The organism is Lapidilactobacillus gannanensis (assembly GCF_003946675.1).
GTDB classification, from domain to species: Bacteria; Bacillota; Bacilli; order Lactobacillales; family Lactobacillaceae; genus Lapidilactobacillus; species Lapidilactobacillus gannanensis.
The window spans coordinates 120,714-138,209 of sequence record NZ_RHOT01000002.1 but is presented as its reverse complement, the minus strand read 5'-3'; the positions used below and the strand labels follow the sequence as shown (position 1 = coordinate 138,209).

At 40.8% G+C, this 17,496-nt stretch carries 20 protein-coding genes; 4 read left to right on the top strand and 16 right to left on the bottom strand.

All coding sequences use genetic code 11. The features are described from left to right. Positions 1-209: 209 nt before the first annotated feature. From manA to EKM81_RS01310, 10 genes are all read right to left on the bottom strand, one after another. The gene (gene manA / locus EKM81_RS01355) at positions 210-1,178 is read right to left on the bottom strand and encodes a mannose-6-phosphate isomerase, class I (RefSeq protein ID WP_125647278.1); all 969 of its coding nucleotides are present in this window, start codon (positions 1,176-1,178) and stop codon (positions 210-212) included. Between the two features lie 26 nt (positions 1,179-1,204). Then, positions 1,205-2,578 (bottom strand): glycoside hydrolase family 1 protein, encoded by a 1,374-nt coding sequence (locus tag EKM81_RS01350; protein WP_125647275.1) that lies wholly within the window; start codon positions 2,576-2,578, stop codon positions 1,205-1,207. Between the two features lie 626 nt (positions 2,579-3,204). Next, positions 3,205-4,161, bottom strand: a complete 957-nt coding sequence (locus EKM81_RS01345) for a Dyp-type peroxidase (protein ID WP_125647272.1) — start codon at positions 4,159-4,161, stop codon at positions 3,205-3,207. A gap of 137 nt (positions 4,162-4,298) precedes the next feature. Beyond that, positions 4,299-5,024: a hypothetical protein gene (locus EKM81_RS01340; RefSeq protein ID WP_125647269.1), complete on the bottom strand. Its 726-nt coding sequence runs from the start codon at positions 5,022-5,024 to the stop codon at positions 4,299-4,301. Positions 5,025-5,029: 5 nt separating this feature from the next. Beyond that, the gene (locus EKM81_RS01335; protein WP_125647266.1) at positions 5,030-5,740 is read right to left on the bottom strand and encodes a hypothetical protein; all 711 of its coding nucleotides are present in this window, start codon (positions 5,738-5,740) and stop codon (positions 5,030-5,032) included. 217 nt (positions 5,741-5,957) lie between these two features. Then, positions 5,958-6,965 (bottom strand): DUF916 and DUF3324 domain-containing protein, encoded by a 1,008-nt coding sequence (locus EKM81_RS01330; RefSeq protein WP_125647263.1) that lies wholly within the window; start codon positions 6,963-6,965, stop codon positions 5,958-5,960. 89 nt (positions 6,966-7,054) lie between these two features. After that, on the bottom strand, positions 7,055-7,738 hold the full coding sequence (locus EKM81_RS01325; RefSeq protein WP_125647260.1) for a WxL domain-containing protein: 684 nt from the start codon (positions 7,736-7,738) through the stop codon (positions 7,055-7,057). Positions 7,739-7,769: 31 nt separating this feature from the next. Next, positions 7,770-8,390 (bottom strand): WxL domain-containing protein, encoded by a 621-nt coding sequence (locus tag EKM81_RS01320; protein ID WP_125647257.1) that lies wholly within the window; start codon positions 8,388-8,390, stop codon positions 7,770-7,772. 70 nt (positions 8,391-8,460) lie between these two features. Next, complete coding sequence (locus tag EKM81_RS01315) at positions 8,461-9,096, bottom strand: WxL domain-containing protein (RefSeq protein ID WP_164509152.1); 636 nt, start codon at positions 9,094-9,096, stop codon at positions 8,461-8,463. Positions 9,097-9,219: 123 nt separating this feature from the next. Then, positions 9,220-9,477 (bottom strand): hypothetical protein, encoded by a 258-nt coding sequence (locus EKM81_RS01310; RefSeq protein WP_164509151.1) that lies wholly within the window; start codon positions 9,475-9,477, stop codon positions 9,220-9,222. A 534-nt stretch (positions 9,478-10,011) separates the two neighbouring features. Here EKM81_RS01310 and EKM81_RS01305 point away from each other — a divergent pair. The 3 genes from EKM81_RS01305 to EKM81_RS01295 are packed head-to-tail and all read left to right on the top strand — an operon-like array spanning position 10,012 to position 12,277. Continuing rightward, positions 10,012-10,938 carry an AAA family ATPase gene (locus EKM81_RS01305; RefSeq protein ID WP_164509150.1) on the top strand — a complete coding sequence of 309 codons (927 nt, stop codon included), beginning with the start codon at positions 10,012-10,014 and terminating at the stop codon, positions 10,936-10,938. A 14-nt stretch (positions 10,939-10,952) separates the two neighbouring features. Further along, positions 10,953-11,621 (top strand): type 1 glutamine amidotransferase, encoded by a 669-nt coding sequence (locus EKM81_RS01300; RefSeq protein WP_404802843.1) that lies wholly within the window; start codon positions 10,953-10,955, stop codon positions 11,619-11,621. Next, entirely contained in the window at positions 11,618-12,277 is a 660-nt protein-coding gene (locus tag EKM81_RS01295; RefSeq protein ID WP_125647243.1) for an endonuclease III domain-containing protein, read from the top strand. The genes EKM81_RS01300 and EKM81_RS01295 overlap by 4 nt, the downstream gene beginning before the upstream one ends. 197 nt (positions 12,278-12,474) lie before the next feature. Here EKM81_RS01295 and EKM81_RS11550 read toward each other — a convergent pair whose 3' ends face one another. Then, positions 12,475-12,543, bottom strand: a complete 69-nt coding sequence (locus EKM81_RS11550; protein WP_225420141.1) for a type I toxin-antitoxin system Fst family toxin — start codon at positions 12,541-12,543, stop codon at positions 12,475-12,477. A gap of 252 nt (positions 12,544-12,795) precedes the next feature. Here EKM81_RS11550 and EKM81_RS01285 point away from each other — a divergent pair, with 252 nt between their 5' ends. Beyond that, the gene (locus EKM81_RS01285) at positions 12,796-13,455 is read left to right on the top strand and encodes a YdeI/OmpD-associated family protein (RefSeq protein ID WP_225420140.1); all 660 of its coding nucleotides are present in this window, start codon (positions 12,796-12,798) and stop codon (positions 13,453-13,455) included. 465 nt (positions 13,456-13,920) lie between these two features. On the opposite strand, the gene EKM81_RS01280 is transcribed toward EKM81_RS01285, so the two are convergent. The 5 genes from EKM81_RS01280 to EKM81_RS01265 all read right to left on the bottom strand — a co-directional run bounded on the left by EKM81_RS01280 (position 13,921) and on the right by EKM81_RS01265 (position 17,453). Next, positions 13,921-14,613, bottom strand: a complete 693-nt coding sequence (locus tag EKM81_RS01280) for a methionine ABC transporter permease (protein WP_125647234.1) — start codon at positions 14,611-14,613, stop codon at positions 13,921-13,923. Continuing rightward, positions 14,606-15,682 (bottom strand): methionine ABC transporter ATP-binding protein, encoded by a 1,077-nt coding sequence (locus EKM81_RS01275; protein WP_125647231.1) that lies wholly within the window; start codon positions 15,680-15,682, stop codon positions 14,606-14,608. The genes EKM81_RS01280 and EKM81_RS01275 overlap by 8 nt, the downstream gene beginning before the upstream one ends. Positions 15,683-15,719: 37 nt before the next feature. Next, positions 15,720-16,145 carry a MetQ/NlpA family ABC transporter substrate-binding protein gene (locus EKM81_RS11430; RefSeq protein ID WP_263853313.1) on the bottom strand — a complete coding sequence of 142 codons (426 nt, stop codon included), beginning with the start codon at positions 16,143-16,145 and terminating at the stop codon, positions 15,720-15,722. Between the two features lie 7 nt (positions 16,146-16,152). After that, positions 16,153-16,566, bottom strand: coding sequence for a MetQ/NlpA family ABC transporter substrate-binding protein (locus tag EKM81_RS11425; protein ID WP_263853312.1), 414 nt, complete (start codon positions 16,564-16,566; stop codon positions 16,153-16,155). Positions 16,567-16,640: 74 nt separating this feature from the next. Then, positions 16,641-17,453, bottom strand: coding sequence for a MetQ/NlpA family ABC transporter substrate-binding protein (locus EKM81_RS01265; RefSeq protein WP_125647228.1), 813 nt, complete (start codon positions 17,451-17,453; stop codon positions 16,641-16,643). Positions 17,454-17,496: the final 43 nt, after the last annotated feature.

Here is a 17,496-nt window from a genome sequence, read left to right as displayed (position 1 = left end):
ACTGAAAGGATGTTTTTTTCGCTAAAGCTTCTCTGACCCCCACAAGTAAAACTTGTGGTTGCATTTCTACATAAGAACTAAAAAAGTGGTAAATTTTGATTTCGTCAAATCATAATTCACCACCTAGGTTAGTCTATTTCCACGCCCTCTAAATCGCTCGGCCCCTGCCGTCCCTTAACTAAGGAGCGACTTAAACAAACTTCTCACGATTATTCCTGATCGCCAGCTTCAGAAGCGATGATTTGCAGATCGCCGCTTAATTGCCAAGACTTGATTTGGAATGGCAAGATGAAATGATCACCCTTTTTAATGTCATAAGTTTTGCCATCACAAGTAATCTTGCCGGCGCCGTCAACGACGGAAACTAACGTATAAGGGGCCGCTTGCCGTGTTAAATCCAACTCGCCTTTAACGCGCCACTCGTAAACACTGAAGAATGGTGACAATGGCGCCGTCACGAACGTCTTCACGTAGGAATCGCCGAATTTTTCTTCGGTGATGTTTAATTTAGGGTCGTGATGCGGCACGGTGGTCACGTCGATCGACTGCTTCAAATGCAAATCGCGTTTCTTGCCAGTCTTGGCGTCCACCCGATCATAATCATATAACCGATAAGTGGTGTCACTGCTTTGTTGGGTCTCCAAAACGACGATCCCCTTATTCAAAGCATGGATAGTGCCACTAGGAACGTAAACGAAGTCACCCTTTTTAACGGGGTATTTCCGCAAGAGATGTTCCCAGTCACCGTTGTCGATCATTTCCTTCAATTGTTCACGAGTCTGAGCGTGATGACCATAAATCAAGTAAGAATTGGGCTCCGCACTTAAGACGTACCAGCATTCTGTTTTACCTAATTCATGCTCGTGTTCCTCAGCATACGCATCATCAGGATGAACTTGCACTGATAAACTTGCCTCAGCATCAAGAATCTTGGTCAGCAATGGGAAAACTTCACCTTTAGCATTACCAAATAATTCGCGATGATCCGCCCATAATTCCGCTACATTTTGGCCTTGGTAAGGGCCATTTTTAACGGTGGCTGGGCCATGAGGATGAGCAGAAATTGCCCAACATTCACCAATTTTACCATCGGGGATTTGGTAGCCCCAATCAGTGGCCAATTTACGGCCGCCCCAGATTTTTTCTTGAAAATAAGGATTTAAGAATAATGGTTCCATCTTCGTAGCTTCCTCTCACTGATTAATTAATATAAATTAGCGCCATTCGCGGCAATAACCTGCTTAAGCCAATGGTAGCTCTTCTTCGGTACCCGCTTCATATCACGCAAATCATGGTTCGTCCGATTGACGTATACAACGCCATAACGCTTGCGCATATCGCCCTGTGAACTCAAAATATCAATCAAACCCCAGCCAAGATAACCAATCACATCAGCACCATCAAGCGTCATAGCATCCTTCATGGCCTGTAAATGCTCACGGTGGTAAACAATCCGATAATCATCTTGAATCTCGTGTTGGCCATCCCATTCTTCGATTACCCCAATCCCATTTTCAATTGGGAAGATTGGTAACCGATAACGATTCCACATTTTAACAATGATATTGCGGAAACCAAGCGGATCAATTTGCCAGTTCCATTCAGTCGTCTGCAAATGCGGATTATCCACAAAGTCACCGCCAGAAACTAACAAATCAGCCAGACTAGCAGTTTTATCTGCAGATAAAGTAGTTGAACGATAGTAGCTAAACGGTAAGAAATCACTGTGTTGCGCCTTAATCAATTCTAAATCTCCAGGCTGAATCATCGTAAAGTGATTTTGCTGGATGATATTCAGAAAAGCAGGTACATAACCCCGACCAGTGAAAGCATCTAGTAAATTGTAATTGTAAAATTGATTCATTTGCTCTGTATAGAAATTATCTTTAGGCTTCGAAGTTGCCGGATAAATTCCAGTATAGGCTAACATCCCACCAATTTGAGACATTGTTGTTTCATGTAAGTAATTGGCAACTTGAGCGTGCGCCAACATGACATGATGACTAATAGTTAGAATATTTTCCAAGGTTTCCGGTGTTTCTAAGGCACCAGCAATCTTGGCGCATCCAGGCATTGAATACAAATTTTGTTCATTGAAAGTCAGCCAGTACTTAACTTTATCGCCAAATTCGTCAATCATCTTCTGACCATAGCGCACAAAATCAGTGACAACTTCACGACTCATAAACCCTTGATACTTCTTGGCTAAATTCAACGGCATGTCGAAGTGATACAAACAAATCATTGGTTCAATGCCACGAGCAATCAAAGCATCAATAAAGTCATGATAAAACTTGATTCCCTCTGGATTAAATTCACCTTCACCATCTGGCTGCACCCGACTCCAGGAAATTTGGAACCGATAACAGTTCATACCCAAATCCTTCATCAAATCAAAATCTTCGGGATAACGATGATAGTCATCAGTAGCAACTTTCCAATCAGAACGATGCTCACCAGGCTCAACTAAATCATAAACTGATGGTCCCTTACCACCCTCGTTGTAGGCGCCTTCAGTCTGCATACTTGAAACTGAGTTACCCCACAAAAAATCTTTCTTAAAAGCCGAATTTGTCATGTCGCCCTCCTAAATTAAGCGTTTGCTTCTATCACTTAGTATACGTTATATTACCGTAATTATTAAGTGAAAATATACTTTTTATAGTCAAAACCTATAAAAAGTATAGTCTTTTAGCAAAAGCTTTGGCAAGTCGTCGAAATTTCTTTTTTATGTGCATCTTTAGTAAAAAGTCTATGTTAGCTGTTAAAACAGAATTGGTTCTGACTGCATTGCGGACTGCTTGTCGTGGAACGCGGCCGGCATTGATTGATGCCAATTACAAATCCAAGTTCAAAAGCGTTAAAACCTGGTGAAGTTTTTGAAACGGAATTGGTTCTGACTCCATTCCGGGCTGCGGGTTGTGGAACGCGGCCGGCATTGATTTGAGATTGTTGCGTTAGCAATAAGCTCAAATCGACGGCCACGCCGTTCCACGCCCTCTAAATCGCCCAGCAACCACCTTCTTAAATTAGGGAAGACTTGGCACCAGTCCACCAGTCTAACACAACCCGACGGTCGCAACAAAGTTGTCATCTATTCTGCCTAAGACTAACCCTGTATTCAAAACAATCGCCTTACCACAAAAAATCCTGGTTAGCACAACTTTTTAAAATTGTGTCAACTAGGATTTTAGTCATAAATCATTATTTAAATTCGCCATCAGCCATTTCCGCCAATAAGTCACGGGATGGAATGAAGAAGAGTTGTCCCGTTAATAATTCTGAGAAAGTTAAGAGGTAGTCAGATTGATCAAGCATGTTTTGGAGCATCCCTTTGGTAACTGACCAATAACGAGAGTAACCGATGAAGTAAGTACCCGTTTCACCAGCAGCTGGCGCTGAGTAAGGGACATTCATCCGCACAATCTTCTGCTCCACACCGTCAATATCATATTTTGAAGCAACATTGTGGGCATTCTTGAATTTATCTTCGTCAGCTAATTCGTAATCACTGAATTTTTCCCGACCAACAGCCTTTTCTTGATCTTCTGTTTTCAAATGATTCCAAACCGGCATATTGTGCAACCACTTCTGAGCAAATGCATAAGAACCATTCTCAAATGTTGGGTCTTCATCGCCAACTAAAGCATAGTCAGCAGAATCTTCAATTGCTGGTGCTTCAGTACCATCAATAAAGCCAATAATTGCGCGGCCTTCAAAATAGCGAAAACCTTTTGTTTCGTCTAAAACGGTGGTAACCTCACCTAACACCCGGCGAAATTGCGTTTGTGCTTCATAAACAACAGCCTCATCACTAGCGCGAATATGGAAGAACAAGTCACCATCAGTGGCTGGCATCACATACTTAGGTCCTTTTAATGTAGTGTAAGTCGTCAATTCTTGAGGTTTAGGTGCATTAGGGAATAAATAATCCCAAGCAGCATTGCTGATCCCAATCGAAACTTTTAACTGTGAACCAGTTTCTGGCTTCGCATCACGAATCCGTAATGAACGAATAATTGCCTGTGAGCGATCAGCAAATTCTTGAAATACCTCACGTTCATGCTCCGGGTCCTGACGATTGAATTTCAAAACCGTAAATTGAACGTGCTCGCCCGCATCCTTCCAAACATCTTGCGCGCGATTTGGATTGATTGCCATAATATAAAATCCTCCCTTAGTATTCTTCTTAACCATCATCAGCGTACAAAAACCGCAGCTTCTAGTCAACTGATTAGAATCGGTTTAAAAAAGAAAGTTTTTTCAGTAAGTAAACACTGAAAAAACCTTTTTATTCTTTATTGAGGTGTATTTGCTAAAGTCCAAGTAATCGCACCATTATAAACGCCCTTAGTCGCATTTGCATCAACTTGTAAAGCAATCTGGCTAGTATCTATTGTGATTGAGCGCTCAGTTTGAAATGTGGGAGTATCACCACTTTCAATTAACGCATCCGCATTCGTTAAATCTGTCAAATCACTGTTCTGCGAATTTTGAATAACAACTCGTCCCTTTAATTCCTTGGAACCATCACTTACACTAGTAAAGAATTTGCTTGCCTTAGCATAGACGTACCAAGAAGGTGTCGTAGTCGTCCCATCTATTGGTCGACCATCATTTACAACTATTTGCCAATCTTTTATATCGCTAGTATCACGTTTTAAGTATTGACGCTTTCCAGAGAGAAGACCGGCTTCAAAATTCGTTGCAGCAGAGGTTGATAATTCGAGTTCACCAGAAATAACATATATTTTAACTGTTATCTCATTAGAGCTATTACCCAAATCGTCGGTCAGCCAGTATGTTAGAACGTTTTCTTTTCCTTCTTGGAGCGCACTGACCTCATTTGGATCATAACGTACCGAATTAAGTGTGTATTTTCTAAAATCATTATCTGTCAGCTGATCAGTGGGTAGTGCCTGACCATTAATACTTGTATGAAGCGTGAATTTAGAATTAGGTTTATCGACAATTGCCGTTCCAGAACTAGTAGTATAAGTAAATTGACCATTGATTGTTGGCAACGCCGTTACTCATTCTTTGTTAAAGTGAACGGACCAACAGCGGTGTCAGCAGCGGTTATCCGAATTTCATTTGGCAACATAATTGTGAATTCAGGTGGAACAACTGTTGCAGTAGCCTGCTTACCGGTAAAAGTCGCCGTAGCAAATGTCACTTTAGTATCAGTACTAACTTGATTAGCTTTTAACTGTAAAGTAATTTTTGCACTTGGTACTGCTTTTGATAGTGATTTTGCCAAAGTATGTTGGATAAAACCGGTTGTGGAAGCAGTCTCGGTTATATTCTCTGTTGTTCCATCACTATATCGAATGACTGCAGGATTGGCCGCATTATTGGCCAATGTGGTACCAGCTGGAATTGGCAATTTGGCAACAATATTACTCCAATCATCAGCAGCTTCCAAATTATCATAATTGATGGTATATGTCTGAGTGAGAAGACTACCTGCAGAGGCGGTTTGACTAATATCGGGAATACTTTGATTAGCTGCGTTCGTTAAAGTCGTTTTAGCACTCCCTTGTACAACTGTTGGTGGCGTATCAAGAACTACGGATTGTTGAGCAGTGCTACCATTACTAGTTGAACTCGTAATTCCCCAACGTGCTTTACCAGTATTACCTGGATCAACTTTACTCATATCAATATCATAGGTCTCTTCAATCGGTGCTGATTGTACTGCGGAACCATTAATATTCTTATCATTAAATGACATATGCATCTGACCAAGCCCACGCAATGCTGCTCCAGACCAATCTAAAGTAACATGATGCCAGCCGTTATTAACTGTATTTGTTGTTACGTCATTTGTAAGATTAACAAGCTTCGTTTTATCATGCTTGAGCGTAAAATAATGGTTGGATCCAGAAACAATATCGTTGTAGGTTGATTTTTCACCTGGATAAGTAGCAGCAATATGTTGTCCTGATATGCCAACATCAAATGAACTTGATAATGATCAGGATAATCAATAGTAAGATAACAATAATGCCAATAATCAAAAGCCAAATCATATAATTATTTTTCTTTTCAGGTTGATCAACTGAAGTTGAGTTTAATTTCTTAGCCTGATCAGAAGTAATTTCAAAGTTCTTAGTAAACTTCCAGCTATATTTTTTACTGTCAGCGTTAGCTTTCAAAGTCAACGTATACTTGCCTGGCTCTAACTGGTAGCCTTGATCCCCCAATGGTAAGGCAAAATTGCTGTTAGGCGCCATCGACATATTATTCTTCTTGTAATTAATAACCTTCTTGGTACTACCACGCTTTGTCACAACCGCGTTAACATTAAAATCACGCATTATTGTTGGCTGATTGTTTTGTAGCGTGACAGTGATATAATTGCGATAATTTAGCTGCTTTGGCATTACTTTCAATAAATGCAAATCTGGTTTAATTTTCGTATCATTTTCGTGTAACTGTAAGCCAATGACATAAGCAAACCGATTTGTTAAAGTAACACCCTTCTTGGAAGTGGCCTTGGCCTGATCAACTTGCATCACCCGCACGCCACCAAGCATCACCCCATCAAAACTTTTAGCTGGTGTCTTCAAATTAATCGTGACTACCTGGCTTGTTTTTGCTGGTACGGTCACGGTTTGTGGTTTGGTCGTATATTTTTCAATATCGTAAAGCAATGACTTATCAGCCTTTTTCCCATGGTCGCTGTAATCAATTAACCCGTTACGATTGGTAACAGCACGATTAACTGCCACTTTATACTGATGTTCTTGCGAGTCTTTATTATTGATGCGTACTTGTAAGTTTTGTTCCGCATTCGGTTTAACCAATAAGTCGAAATAGGTGACATCTTTATTTGCTTGATTGTCAGGCAACACTGCACCAACATCAAAATTCAAGCTTTCAGCATGTACTGGCTGAGTATTCCCACCCAAAAATCCAGCAATCATTAAGCTTAATCCAAAAATAAAATGTTTAAGTTTCATAATTCAACTTAACCCCCGTTTTGTTCAAAATTACTGTCACATATTTCTAAAAGCGCAAAGTACCGGCGACGGCCACTTTGCGCTGAAATTTAATTTGGCGCATCTGTTAAAGACCAATTCAAAACACCGAAGTAATGGTCAGCTGGCGCATCATTTAAATTATTTAATATTAATTTAGTGGGATTCTGTTGGTTTTTAGGAAAGCCCAACACCCAGGTTCCTAATCCTTGCCCATTATTAGCGCGCATAACATTATTATACGCGCCTAAGCTAATCTTTTTAGTAATTATTTGTGGCCGATCGCTAACATTGCTACTTGGCGCTTTCAATGTCAGATTACCAAGAATCAGTTCACCATGGTTCAAAACAGCTTGGGTCGCACGACCAACCAAGGCATCTGGCTTCAATTGCAAAACCCAGCCAGCACCAGTACCACGACGATCACTCACTTGAACCATTGCCAACTGATTCGTTAATGGCGCCGTTACATTCGTCTGTTTTGTTTCCGTTTGAAAATGAAAATTGCTGACATAATCTAACGACAAACTAGCAACGGTACCAGTCCCTTGATTACCATCATCAGTCTCATCTCCCGGATATTCCTGATCAGGATTATTCGGATCAACTGGATCAACTGGTTTGGTAGGTGATTCTGGGTGTAGCTTGATTGTAGCGCGACTCTCAAGTTGATCAGCGCGGACAACTTGTTGTGGTGTTGAGAAAAGGATTAACAGCGTGCCTAAAATCAAGCCAAGGCTGATTTTCTTAAGCATTTTAAATCCCCCTCAGATAAGTTACTGTTTATTACTCAGCCGAATCAGTTAATGTCCAAGTTAAATCTGCTTTGTAGACACCAGCAGTATTATTTGCAGGAACATCTAAAGTGGTATCAGTTTTAGCAAGAGTTCTTGTAATTTCACCAACACCGGGATAGGTACCATCTAACCTCACCTTTGAGGCATCCAAAACGATGGCTGCTTCATCATCAACAGTAATCGCGCCACCAGCTGGTAAATTGGTAGCATCGGCTGAATTATTGTTATCAGCAATGACACCATCACCGAAATTTAATACCGCGCCCTTCAACTCCACATTGCCATTCATAAATTTAGAACGAAAAACTGAAACTGTCCATCCTGCAACAATCCCTGGGTTTAAAACTTTAATAGGTGCATCAATAGTGTCTGCCTGTTCGAATTTAATTGCACTACCATCTAATTCTTTGGTACCAAAGTTAATAGCTGGCACACTTTTTAAAACAATCTTACCGTCATCAGGATTATCAGGATCATCTTTTGTAGTTAATGTTGCCTCGGCTGTCGTAGGTGTGTTCGTTGTTGCCGCCTTAACAGTTGAAGTGCCTGCAGCTACTGATAAACCAAGTGCCAATGTTGCTAATAAAGTAAAAGTTTTAGTCATTTTCATGAGTGTTTCCCCCTTGTTTGTTGGAAAAGTGATGTTGAAATAATTTTGAAATGCTAATTCAGATTAAAACTTATTTTGGTGCATTCCCTAATGTCCAAACTAAATCTGCTTGATAATCACCAGCTACGTTGGCTGATGGAATTGAAAGATGAACCTCATTTACCTCATGCTTGTGATACCAAGTACCGTAACCCTGATTAGTACTAGCACTAGTAATCAAGCCATCAGTTTCATTAACAGGGATTGCCACCCCTGTTGGCTTTTCTTCGTCCGTCACTGCTGCTGGATTGTCTGTCGAAACTGTCCCTGCGTCAAACGATAGAACAGCTCCTCGTAAGAGTTTCCCCTTAATATCATCACTTGTGCCAACAAAACCAGCCGTTTTAACGCTCACTGACCAACCATCATCCTGACCAGGATTTACGACAGTAATTGGATCACTAACGGTTTTGGCACTATCAATTGTCAGTGCTTCACCACTAATCACCTGTTCAGCAAAGGTAATGTCTGGCACTGCCGTTAATTTAATATTAGCAGCCTCCGAACCTTCATCAGGCTTAATTAAACTTGCGGTAGCGGTAGAATTGCCACCGTTTTTTGTATCGTTGACAGTCGCAGCGCTAACACCTTGACTCAATCCAGCAGTACTACTCACCAATGCCATTGCGGCAATACTAATAAAGCTAATTAATTTTGTACGTTTCATGAATGAAACCTCCCCAAAAGAATGTGTCAGTTCAGAAATAGTTAACATTCATTCATTGTTTTTGCTACTCTTGAGGTCCGAAAAAAGCTTTCCAAGTTGGTACTAAGCTTAAAGGAGTACCTCTTATGCGTGCCAGCGCTTCTTTAATTGCTGAATAAGCAGGACCAAAAGAATGATAATTAGAATCAGACCACCGAAAATAAGAGCGAGAGTTTGTTGCTCACTTAATTGTGGCAAATATCGTGTTACTTTATTTAATAAATTGGTTTTCGGTAGCACTATCTCATTATCAGTAGATGTTGAACCAGTACTGCCACTGCCCGCTTCCCCAGAAACGATTGTGACATCATACGTACTAGTATTAACATCGGCTTTAACCAATGAAGTTGAATTAAAAACTATCCCCAAACAACTAACCAATAATATGAAGAATACAAATCTTCTTTTCCACACAAACCCCCTCCTAAAATTTTAGATACTTCTTGGTAATTTGAGTATACATGAAAATGTGAAAAAAAAATAAAAAGTAATCTCTTTAGATGATTAATCTAATTATAAGTAGCTTGCGTTAGCGGTACTTATAAAAAGTGCATGACATTGGCATTTTGCATAAAATACAGTCATTTATTACATTTATTTCAATTCCCATATCATTGTGTATCTTTTTGTAAATATCATATTTTTTTAATACGCACGATAACCTATTGTTAATCGTTTTTTGCTTATCTAGAAATAATCAAAGCTGTTTTCTTTTAGGATAATCTTAGATTTTTACGTCTTAAATTATTATGTTTTATTCCTATCTATAATCGGGTAAAATAAAAAGCGATAGTATTGTCACTTTTCAGCGTAATTTCATTATTTTTACTAGAATTCTAACAGCGCTGACCCAATTCACTCATAGGAGTTTTGAACTTGAAAAAATTGTACGTCTTGCGTGGCGTGCCCGGATCAGGCAAATCCACGTTTATCCGCCAACATCATTTAGATCCCTACACCATTTCCACCGACCAATTGCGCTTACTGCTTAGTAACCTTTGTACGATTTACGACCATACTAACCAACGAATGCGCCAAGCTATTCCCCAAGAATATAACGCCGAGACTTTTGCTTTGCTTGACAAATTAATGCGCAATAAAATGGCCCGTGGTGAAACCATCATTGTTGACGGGACTCATTTGTATCCCAACGCCTTTGACAACTACTTGAAGTATCAACAGGAATTTCATTACGAAGTGATTGTCGTTGATTTTACCAAAACAATTGGCCTGGGCGAGTTGTTGCAACGTAATCAGAACCGCATTGACTACCGCTACATTGACCCAGTGATTATTAAGAAAATCTACCAATTTGCTCGCAGCCATCCCCGCTTACCTCGTTGGCTCAAGCAAATTACACCCGATCAATTCGAAAAAACTTTATACTTAACGGAGACTGATTTATCTAGTTATCGTAGCATTGCTATTATTGGCGCTAACGCCAAATTCAAGGGCGAACTTAAACCTCATGAATTTTACTTTAGCTTCAATCATGACTTTGCCGTCAAGCATCGGGCTTCGCACCATGTTGCCTATATTAATCAAGACCTTTCAACGATTCACGAGCCTAACGCTTACACCACTTTCCCCTTTAAATTTAAAAATCAGCATTATTTGATCAACAGTCACACGCTGCGTGCTGATTTCATTGGCACGACCAAGGTCATTCGTGGTCGGCGTTTGTACAAATTTGGCTTATTGAACCCTCAAGATTTCATGCAAGAATGTCCCGGACCACACGCCGAACAAAAGCAAATTACACTTGATAATTTCGAGCAGCATCAGATTAATCGTTTAGCCTAAAAGGAGGTTGCCTGATGACAACAATTAAGATGGCTTATTTGTACGAAGATTTAATGAATACTTATGGCGACAGTGGCGATGTCAAGATTCTAACCTATTTGCTGAAACAAAAAGGCTATCCAGTTGAAGTTGACAATATTAGTCTTGGCGATCAATTTAACGCTAACGACTATGATTTTCTTTTCTTCGGCGGTGGTCAAGATTTCGAGCAAACCATCGTTGCTAAGGATTTACAACGGCATCACGATACGTTACAGGCTTATATTGAAGCTGGCAAACCAATGCTGGCAATTTGTGGTGGTTATCAATTATTAGGCGACTATTATGAAACCAGTGATGGTACTACTATCAAGGGCTTGAGCATTTTGCCGCTGCACACGATTTTTAAAGCTGACAGTCGCATGATTGGCGACACCCACATTAAAACTGCTTGGGGTGACTTCCGCGCTTTTGAGAATCACAGTGGCCGAACTTATTTCGATAAGGGTTCTAACTTGAAGCCGCTAGGTAAAGTCTTGGAAGGTTATGGTAACAATCCTGAGGATAAGGCTGAGGGTGTGCATTATAAGAACACGATTGGCAGTTATTCCCACGGGCCAATTTTACGGAATCTCAACATCGCTGCTAAAATTGCCGACCAAATTGTTGCAGCGCATGAACAACGAGTTGCGCCACAAGTATGAGTTCGCAAATCATTACCTTGCCCCAACTTTATCAATTACTTCATGACCATTTGGATACCAACGGTTGGTGGCCAGCAGTTACAGATTGGCAGATCATTTGGGGCGCTGTTCTCATTCAGAACACCAACTGGAAAAACGTTGACTATGCGTTAGCTGACTTGCGACAGGCCACTGATTTTGAACCCGCGCAGATTCGCCGATTAACTACCCCAGAATTGGAACAAACTATTCGGAGTGCAGGGTTTTATGTGCGTAAGGCCCAAACAATTCAGAATCTTTGTCAGTTTTTTGCGCGTTATAACGACGATTTGGCAGCAATTCGCTTAGTACCAAAAGCTGAGTTACGTCAGCAATTACTTGCTTTGAAGGGCGTTGGTCACGAAACCGCTGATACCATGATGCTTTATGTATTTAGTAAAGAAGCTTTTATCGTTGATGTTTACGCTCGGCGGCTATTCAAGCATTTACAATTGACGTTACCTAAAACGTACGATGCTGCCCAAACACTAATTTGGCCCGAAGTCGCTGATTTAACTTTGCGCGGCTTACAACAGTTTCATGCCGGCATCGTCACTTTTGGTCAACAAGTTAAAACTGAAAGCGACTGGCAACAAAGTTTCTTAGCCAACTATCAGTTGGCCTCCTTACGCAACTAACAAACGATCAATGTTAGCTACGATAAGAATAGGCTGGCGTCAAATTTGCTTTTTAACTAAGTTCAATGCTATACTAGTGTTATCAAAGGGATGCAACCACTTTGAATCACCAAAGCCCACAACTATTCTGAGTAGTTGTGGGCTTTTTTTACATTTATTGATGATAAACGGGTGAGCTGATGTTGCCTTGATTAGTTTTACTTCCGATGATGATTATTCAGCCAATAATCAAATAAGGCTAATAAGACGCCGACCAGAAGTGACATCAAAAAAGATGCAACCATTGAAATCACCTCCATTTCAGCGACAATTTGTTGTCAGTTCCATGGTGAAGGCAACATCTCCATTATGACATAACATTTAATTTATTGTTGAATTATATTTTTCGCAAAAATAAAATAAATTGAGCTAACTTGCGTATTTACTAGTGCCTCAGTTTACGCGTTGATCAGTGACTATCTGCAGTTGCTTAGGCTATACTGTAAGTACTAGAAAAGAAACGGTGGTAGAAAGTGCCTATGACGTTTGATCCAGTAAAATTAAAGTTTGCCCAATATCCGCAGCGCGCGTTTCATCACGTGCCATCAGCGTTACAAGCGGCGTTACGTCCTTGGCAAAGCGCGACTAATAATCAGCCTGATTTGCAAATATTCTTCGTCTTCAGTCTTGTCGAAATGCAAACTGTCATTACTGAAGTCGCCCGAAGTAAACAATTAACGCCAACAGGTTACCTATATTTGGTTTATCCTAAATTAAGTAGCAAAAAATACACTGGCATTCATCGCGACAGCATTTTTCCCTATTTGAAAGTTGACGAAGCTACTGGCGAGGTTCCCAACAGTGGCTTGAAATTCTCACGAATGGTTAGTTTTGACGAGGACTTCACTGTTGTAGGTTTGAAATGGCTAACTGGTCAGCAACGTTCAACTAACGTGGCCAGCCAACGCGTACAAGATTACATTAACTATCTACCCGAAATTCAACAGCGCTTAACTCAGATGGCCCCAACTAGTGCGGTATTTTTTCAGCAGTTAACACCAGGTTATCAACGCGACTGGGCCCGCTATTTATATTCACCGAAAACTGCTACCACCCGCGAAAACCACTACCAGACTTTTTTAAAAGCCTTGGCGCTGCAATGTCCCAGCTATCAACATTATCGGAAAATGCAGCAATAAGTTCCGCCGAAACGTGTTCTTGCTGGTAAATGACTAGATACGATTGGCAAATAAGTTTTACGCATTGTTAATTTATGGTACAATGAGTGCATACAAAAAGAGCAACGTGCTGCAAACACGTTACTCCTTGATGTTCGATTGTTGACTATGATGTACAACGATCGGCGCAAGTTAGAAACTAGATTTCTCTAAATCTCTAAACCGTCCGCCGATGGTTTATTTTTTTGGCAAATAATCTTAACTATTTCAACAATAGCCTTAACGCACCAGACGTGACAGTTGCCAGGCCAAATATCGCAGCTATCCAATATTAGTTATTCTCACCCTTGCAGTCTAGCAGCCATTAGCGGTATAATTATCATCCCTTGGCAGGTATACTTCGGCTGGTCCCTTGATCAGTCAGAAGCGGCGCAAAAAGTCCGCAACCATTTAATTTGGTTGCGGACTTTTTTATTTTTTTATCCACTAACGATGATCAACCTTGCGCGCCCATAAGTCGCCCAATGCCTGAATCACGAACACTAAAACAAGAATCAACAAGGTACAAACTAACGTAATATCATTTTGGTAACGTTGGTAACCTTTGCTGATAGCGATATAACCTAAACCGCCACCACCAACAGCGCCGGCCATTGCCGTTAGCCCAATAATTGAAATGATTGTTAAAACCGAGGTCCGAATTAAATCAGGTAAGCCCTCACACAAGTAAACACCGGTAATAATCGTCCATGGGCCATAGCCTAGAGCCTCTGCTGACTCGATGACACCATCGTCAACTTGGACCAAGGTGTTCTGTACTTGGCGCGCGTAAAATGGCGCTGTACCCAGAATAAGTGGCACTAAAGCACCTTTGGGACCAATTGTAGTCCCTACTAAGATTTGCGTCAGTGGGAAAGCCACCGCTAGCAAAATAACAAACGGAATCGATCGTAAAATATTAACGACCTTATCGAGAATATTATAAACAACCCGGTTCGCCAGAATACCATGCTGATCAGTCACCACTAAGGCTATACCCAGAATCAGACCTAGCACGCCGCCAATCAAAGTCGTCCAGAAAGTCATGTACAAAGTTTGCCAGATACCAAGTAGGATGCCGTTATCGCCAGACCAGTTATCAACAACGTTCGGCATAATTTTCGTCAAAAAATCAATCATGTGCAACCTCCTCAGTACCTTTTTCTAAGACTTTAACTGAAACTCGTTGCTCTTTCATGAAGACCAACGCCTGCTCAGTATGTTTCGGCGTACCCGACAAAACGACTAACAAATTACCAACTGGCGTATTCTGGAGAATTTCCAAATTACCATAGAGAATATTAGCGCTGACTTCGAAGCGACGATACAATTCAGTGATCAGCGGCTGATCAGTGCTAGCGCCTTGATAACCTAACTGCACCAGAACTGAGCCAGCCTTTAAATGGGCAATCGCTGGCTGCTGCTTAACCGCCGCCAACGCTGACTCTAAGTGCGTTGTCGTGTCAATAAAGTCCTTGGTCAAGGGTGCTTCTGGTTGACTGAAGATTTGCAGCAAGTCACCAGTCTCAACTAAGCGACCAGCTTCCATGACAGCCACACGGTTACAAATTCGTTTAACGGCATCCATTTCATGGGTGATCAAAACAACAGTTAAGCCTAATTTCTGATTTAAATCAGCCAACAAATCCAGAATGGCCACAGTGGTTTTCGGGTCCAAAGCACTGGTTGCTTCGTCTGAAATCAGAATATCAGGCCGGTTGGCAATCGCGCGGGCAATCCCGACCCGTTGCTTTTGACCGCCGGATAATTGACTAGGGAAATCATTAGCCTTTTCAGTGAGGCCGACTAATTCCAGCAATTCAGCCACGCGCTTCTTACGGTCAGCCTTGCTTAAATTCGATTTTTTCAAGGCAAATTCAACGTTATCGGTGATCGTCAGAGAATGCATCAAATTAAAGTGTTGGAAAATCATCCCGATTTTCCGACGCTCATCACGCAATGATGCCGCGTTTAAACCCAGCAAATTAGTCCCGTTGACTTCTACTCGCGCCTCAGCATTCGTCGGCCGTTGCAATAAATTGATGACCCGAATTAAAGTTGATTTACCAGCGCCAGAATAACCGACCACCCCGTAAATATCACCACGATTGATTTGCAAATCAACATGATCAACGGCATGAACATCGCGCTTATCTTCTTTGAAGGTCACGCAGATATCTTTTAAATCAATAATTGGTTCTGCCAAAATAGTTCCTCCCTAATGTACCAATAACGTTACTGTCAACTTAGGCATGATCCAGCGTCCAGACGCCAAAAGCCATCCCTTTATAGACTTTCTTGATCAATTTCTCCGTTGCCGCCGTTTGATAAGCCTTAACGACTTTCTGGTAAACTTTGTTATTCTTGTCGGCGTGATTGGCGGCAATAATATTAATACTCCGTTTCGAGCGCGCGTCAATTTTTTCCTTAAAAATAACTTGTTTCTCAGTTAAGCCAGCATCGGCGGCAATATCATTACCCACTAACGCTGCTGTTACGTTACCTAAAGCCCGTGCGGTTTGCGGCGCTTCCATTTCGATAATCTTAATTTTCTTAGGGTTAGCGGTAATGTCGTTGACCGTTGGCAGTTTAACATTGGCTTTAATCTTGATCAGCCCTGCTTGTTGCAAGACATTCAGGCCATGGCCTTCGTTAGTCGGATCGTTGGAAATCGCAATTTTATCGCCATGCTTGATTTGACTGATTGATTTGACTGATTGATTTGATTTTCTGCGAATACATGAAGCCTCGGGTCATATAGGTCTCGCCAATCGCCACAATATCAGTATCATGGGATTTATTCCAACTAGCCAAGAAGTCATAATGTTGGAAAGAATTCAAATCAAGTTGATGGTCAGTTAAGGCCTTATTAGGTTGATTATAATCAGAGAACTCAACTAATTTCAAATTTATACGCTGCTTTTTCAATTTTTGGACGATTGGTTGCCAAATTCGTTCGTCGGAACTCATAATCCCAATTTTAATGGTGGTCGTTTGGGCAGCCGATGCAGAATTTTTACCACAACCAAAAGCAAACAATAATGGAACTAACGCTACAACACCCAAACTCAAACGCTTAAAAAACTGCTTCATATGCTGATCCTCCTTAATGCTAATTGGTTAATACTGCTGAATATCAACCAAAAATATTTCTAATTTATTTTCGTTTATTTCAATGTCCAAATTGGAATTGCGGTACCTTTGTAAACTTTTTCAATGTTTTTAGCGGTAGCGGCAGTCCGATATGCCTTGACGATTTTCTTGTAAGTAGCGTTATCCTTATCTTTCTTATTAGCAGCAATCACGTTGATCCATTGCTTCGAACGTTGGTTAACTTTTTCTTGGAAAATCGCATCTTTAGTAGTTAAATCAGCATCAGCGGCAATATCATTATTGACAACCACTGCCGTCACATCAGACAAAGCCCGCGCAGTTTGAGCTGCTTCAAGTTCGGTGATTTGTAACTTTTTCGGATTTGAAGTGATGTCTTTAACTGTTGGTAAATCAACGTTCTTGATTTTGATCAAGCCAGCCTCTTCCAAAATATTTAAAGCCCGACCTTCATTGGTTGGATCGTTAGGAACAGCAATCTTGTCGCCCGTCTTGATTTCGCTGAGCTTCTTGATTTTGTGCGAGTACAAATTCATTGGCGCAATATAAGTCTCACCAATGCTGACGATTGAAGTCTTATGAGTCTTATTCCAACTATCCAAGAAGTTGTAATGCTGAAAGGCATTGAGGTCAATTTGATGATCAGTTAAAGCTTTGTTGGGTTGGTTATAATCAGAAAATTCAACCAGTTTCAGATTGATGCCCTCTTTACTCAGTGATTTCTTGATTGGATTCCAGATCCGTTCGTCAGAACTCATGATGCCAACTTTAACAGTTTTACTGTCAGTTTTTTTGCCGCAACCAGCAGCGATTAATAATGGAACTAAAACCAATAAGCTTAAACTTAATTTCTTTAATAATTTTTTCATTTTTATTCCTCCGTTAAACATCATTCATTATCTGAAAATCAAT

What these genes read in the sequence shown, in the direction of transcription:
- manA (WP_125647278.1), bottom strand. Translation starts at nt 1,178, where the DNA reads ATGGAACCATTATTCTTAAATCCTTATTTTCAAGAAAAAATCTGGGGC.
- EKM81_RS01350 (WP_125647275.1), bottom strand. Translation starts at nt 2,578, where the DNA reads ATGACAAATTCGGCTTTTAAGAAAGATTTTTTGTGGGGTAACTCAGTT.
- EKM81_RS01345 (WP_125647272.1), bottom strand. Translation starts at nt 4,161, where the DNA reads ATGGCAATCAATCCAAATCGCGCGCAAGATGTTTGGAAGGATGCGGGC.
- EKM81_RS01335 (WP_125647266.1), bottom strand. Translation starts at nt 5,740, where the DNA reads ATGCATATGTCATTTAATGATAAGAATATTAATGGTTCCGCAGTACAA.
- EKM81_RS01330 (WP_125647263.1), bottom strand. Translation starts at nt 6,965, where the DNA reads ATGAAACTTAAACATTTTATTTTTGGATTAAGCTTAATGATTGCTGGA.
- EKM81_RS01325 (WP_125647260.1), bottom strand. Translation starts at nt 7,738, where the DNA reads ATGCTTAAGAAAATCAGCCTTGGCTTGATTTTAGGCACGCTGTTAATC.
- EKM81_RS01320 (WP_125647257.1), bottom strand. Translation starts at nt 8,390, where the DNA reads ATGAAAATGACTAAAACTTTTACTTTATTAGCAACATTGGCACTTGGT.
- EKM81_RS01315 (WP_164509152.1), bottom strand. Translation starts at nt 9,096, where the DNA reads ATGAAACGTACAAAATTAATTAGCTTTATTAGTATTGCCGCAATGGCA.
- EKM81_RS01300 (WP_404802843.1), top strand. Translation starts at nt 10,953, where the DNA reads ATGACAACAATTAAGATGGCTTATTTGTACGAAGATTTAATGAATACT.
- EKM81_RS01295 (WP_125647243.1), top strand. Translation starts at nt 11,618, where the DNA reads ATGAGTTCGCAAATCATTACCTTGCCCCAACTTTATCAATTACTTCAT.
- EKM81_RS01285 (WP_225420140.1), top strand. Translation starts at nt 12,796, where the DNA reads ATGACGTTTGATCCAGTAAAATTAAAGTTTGCCCAATATCCGCAGCGC.
- EKM81_RS01280 (WP_125647234.1), bottom strand. Translation starts at nt 14,613, where the DNA reads ATGATTGATTTTTTGACGAAAATTATGCCGAACGTTGTTGATAACTGG.
- EKM81_RS11425 (WP_263853312.1), bottom strand. Translation starts at nt 16,566, where the DNA reads ATGAAGCAGTTTTTTAAGCGTTTGAGTTTGGGTGTTGTAGCGTTAGTT.
- EKM81_RS01265 (WP_125647228.1), bottom strand. Translation starts at nt 17,453, where the DNA reads ATGAAAAAATTATTAAAGAAATTAAGTTTAAGCTTATTGGTTTTAGTT.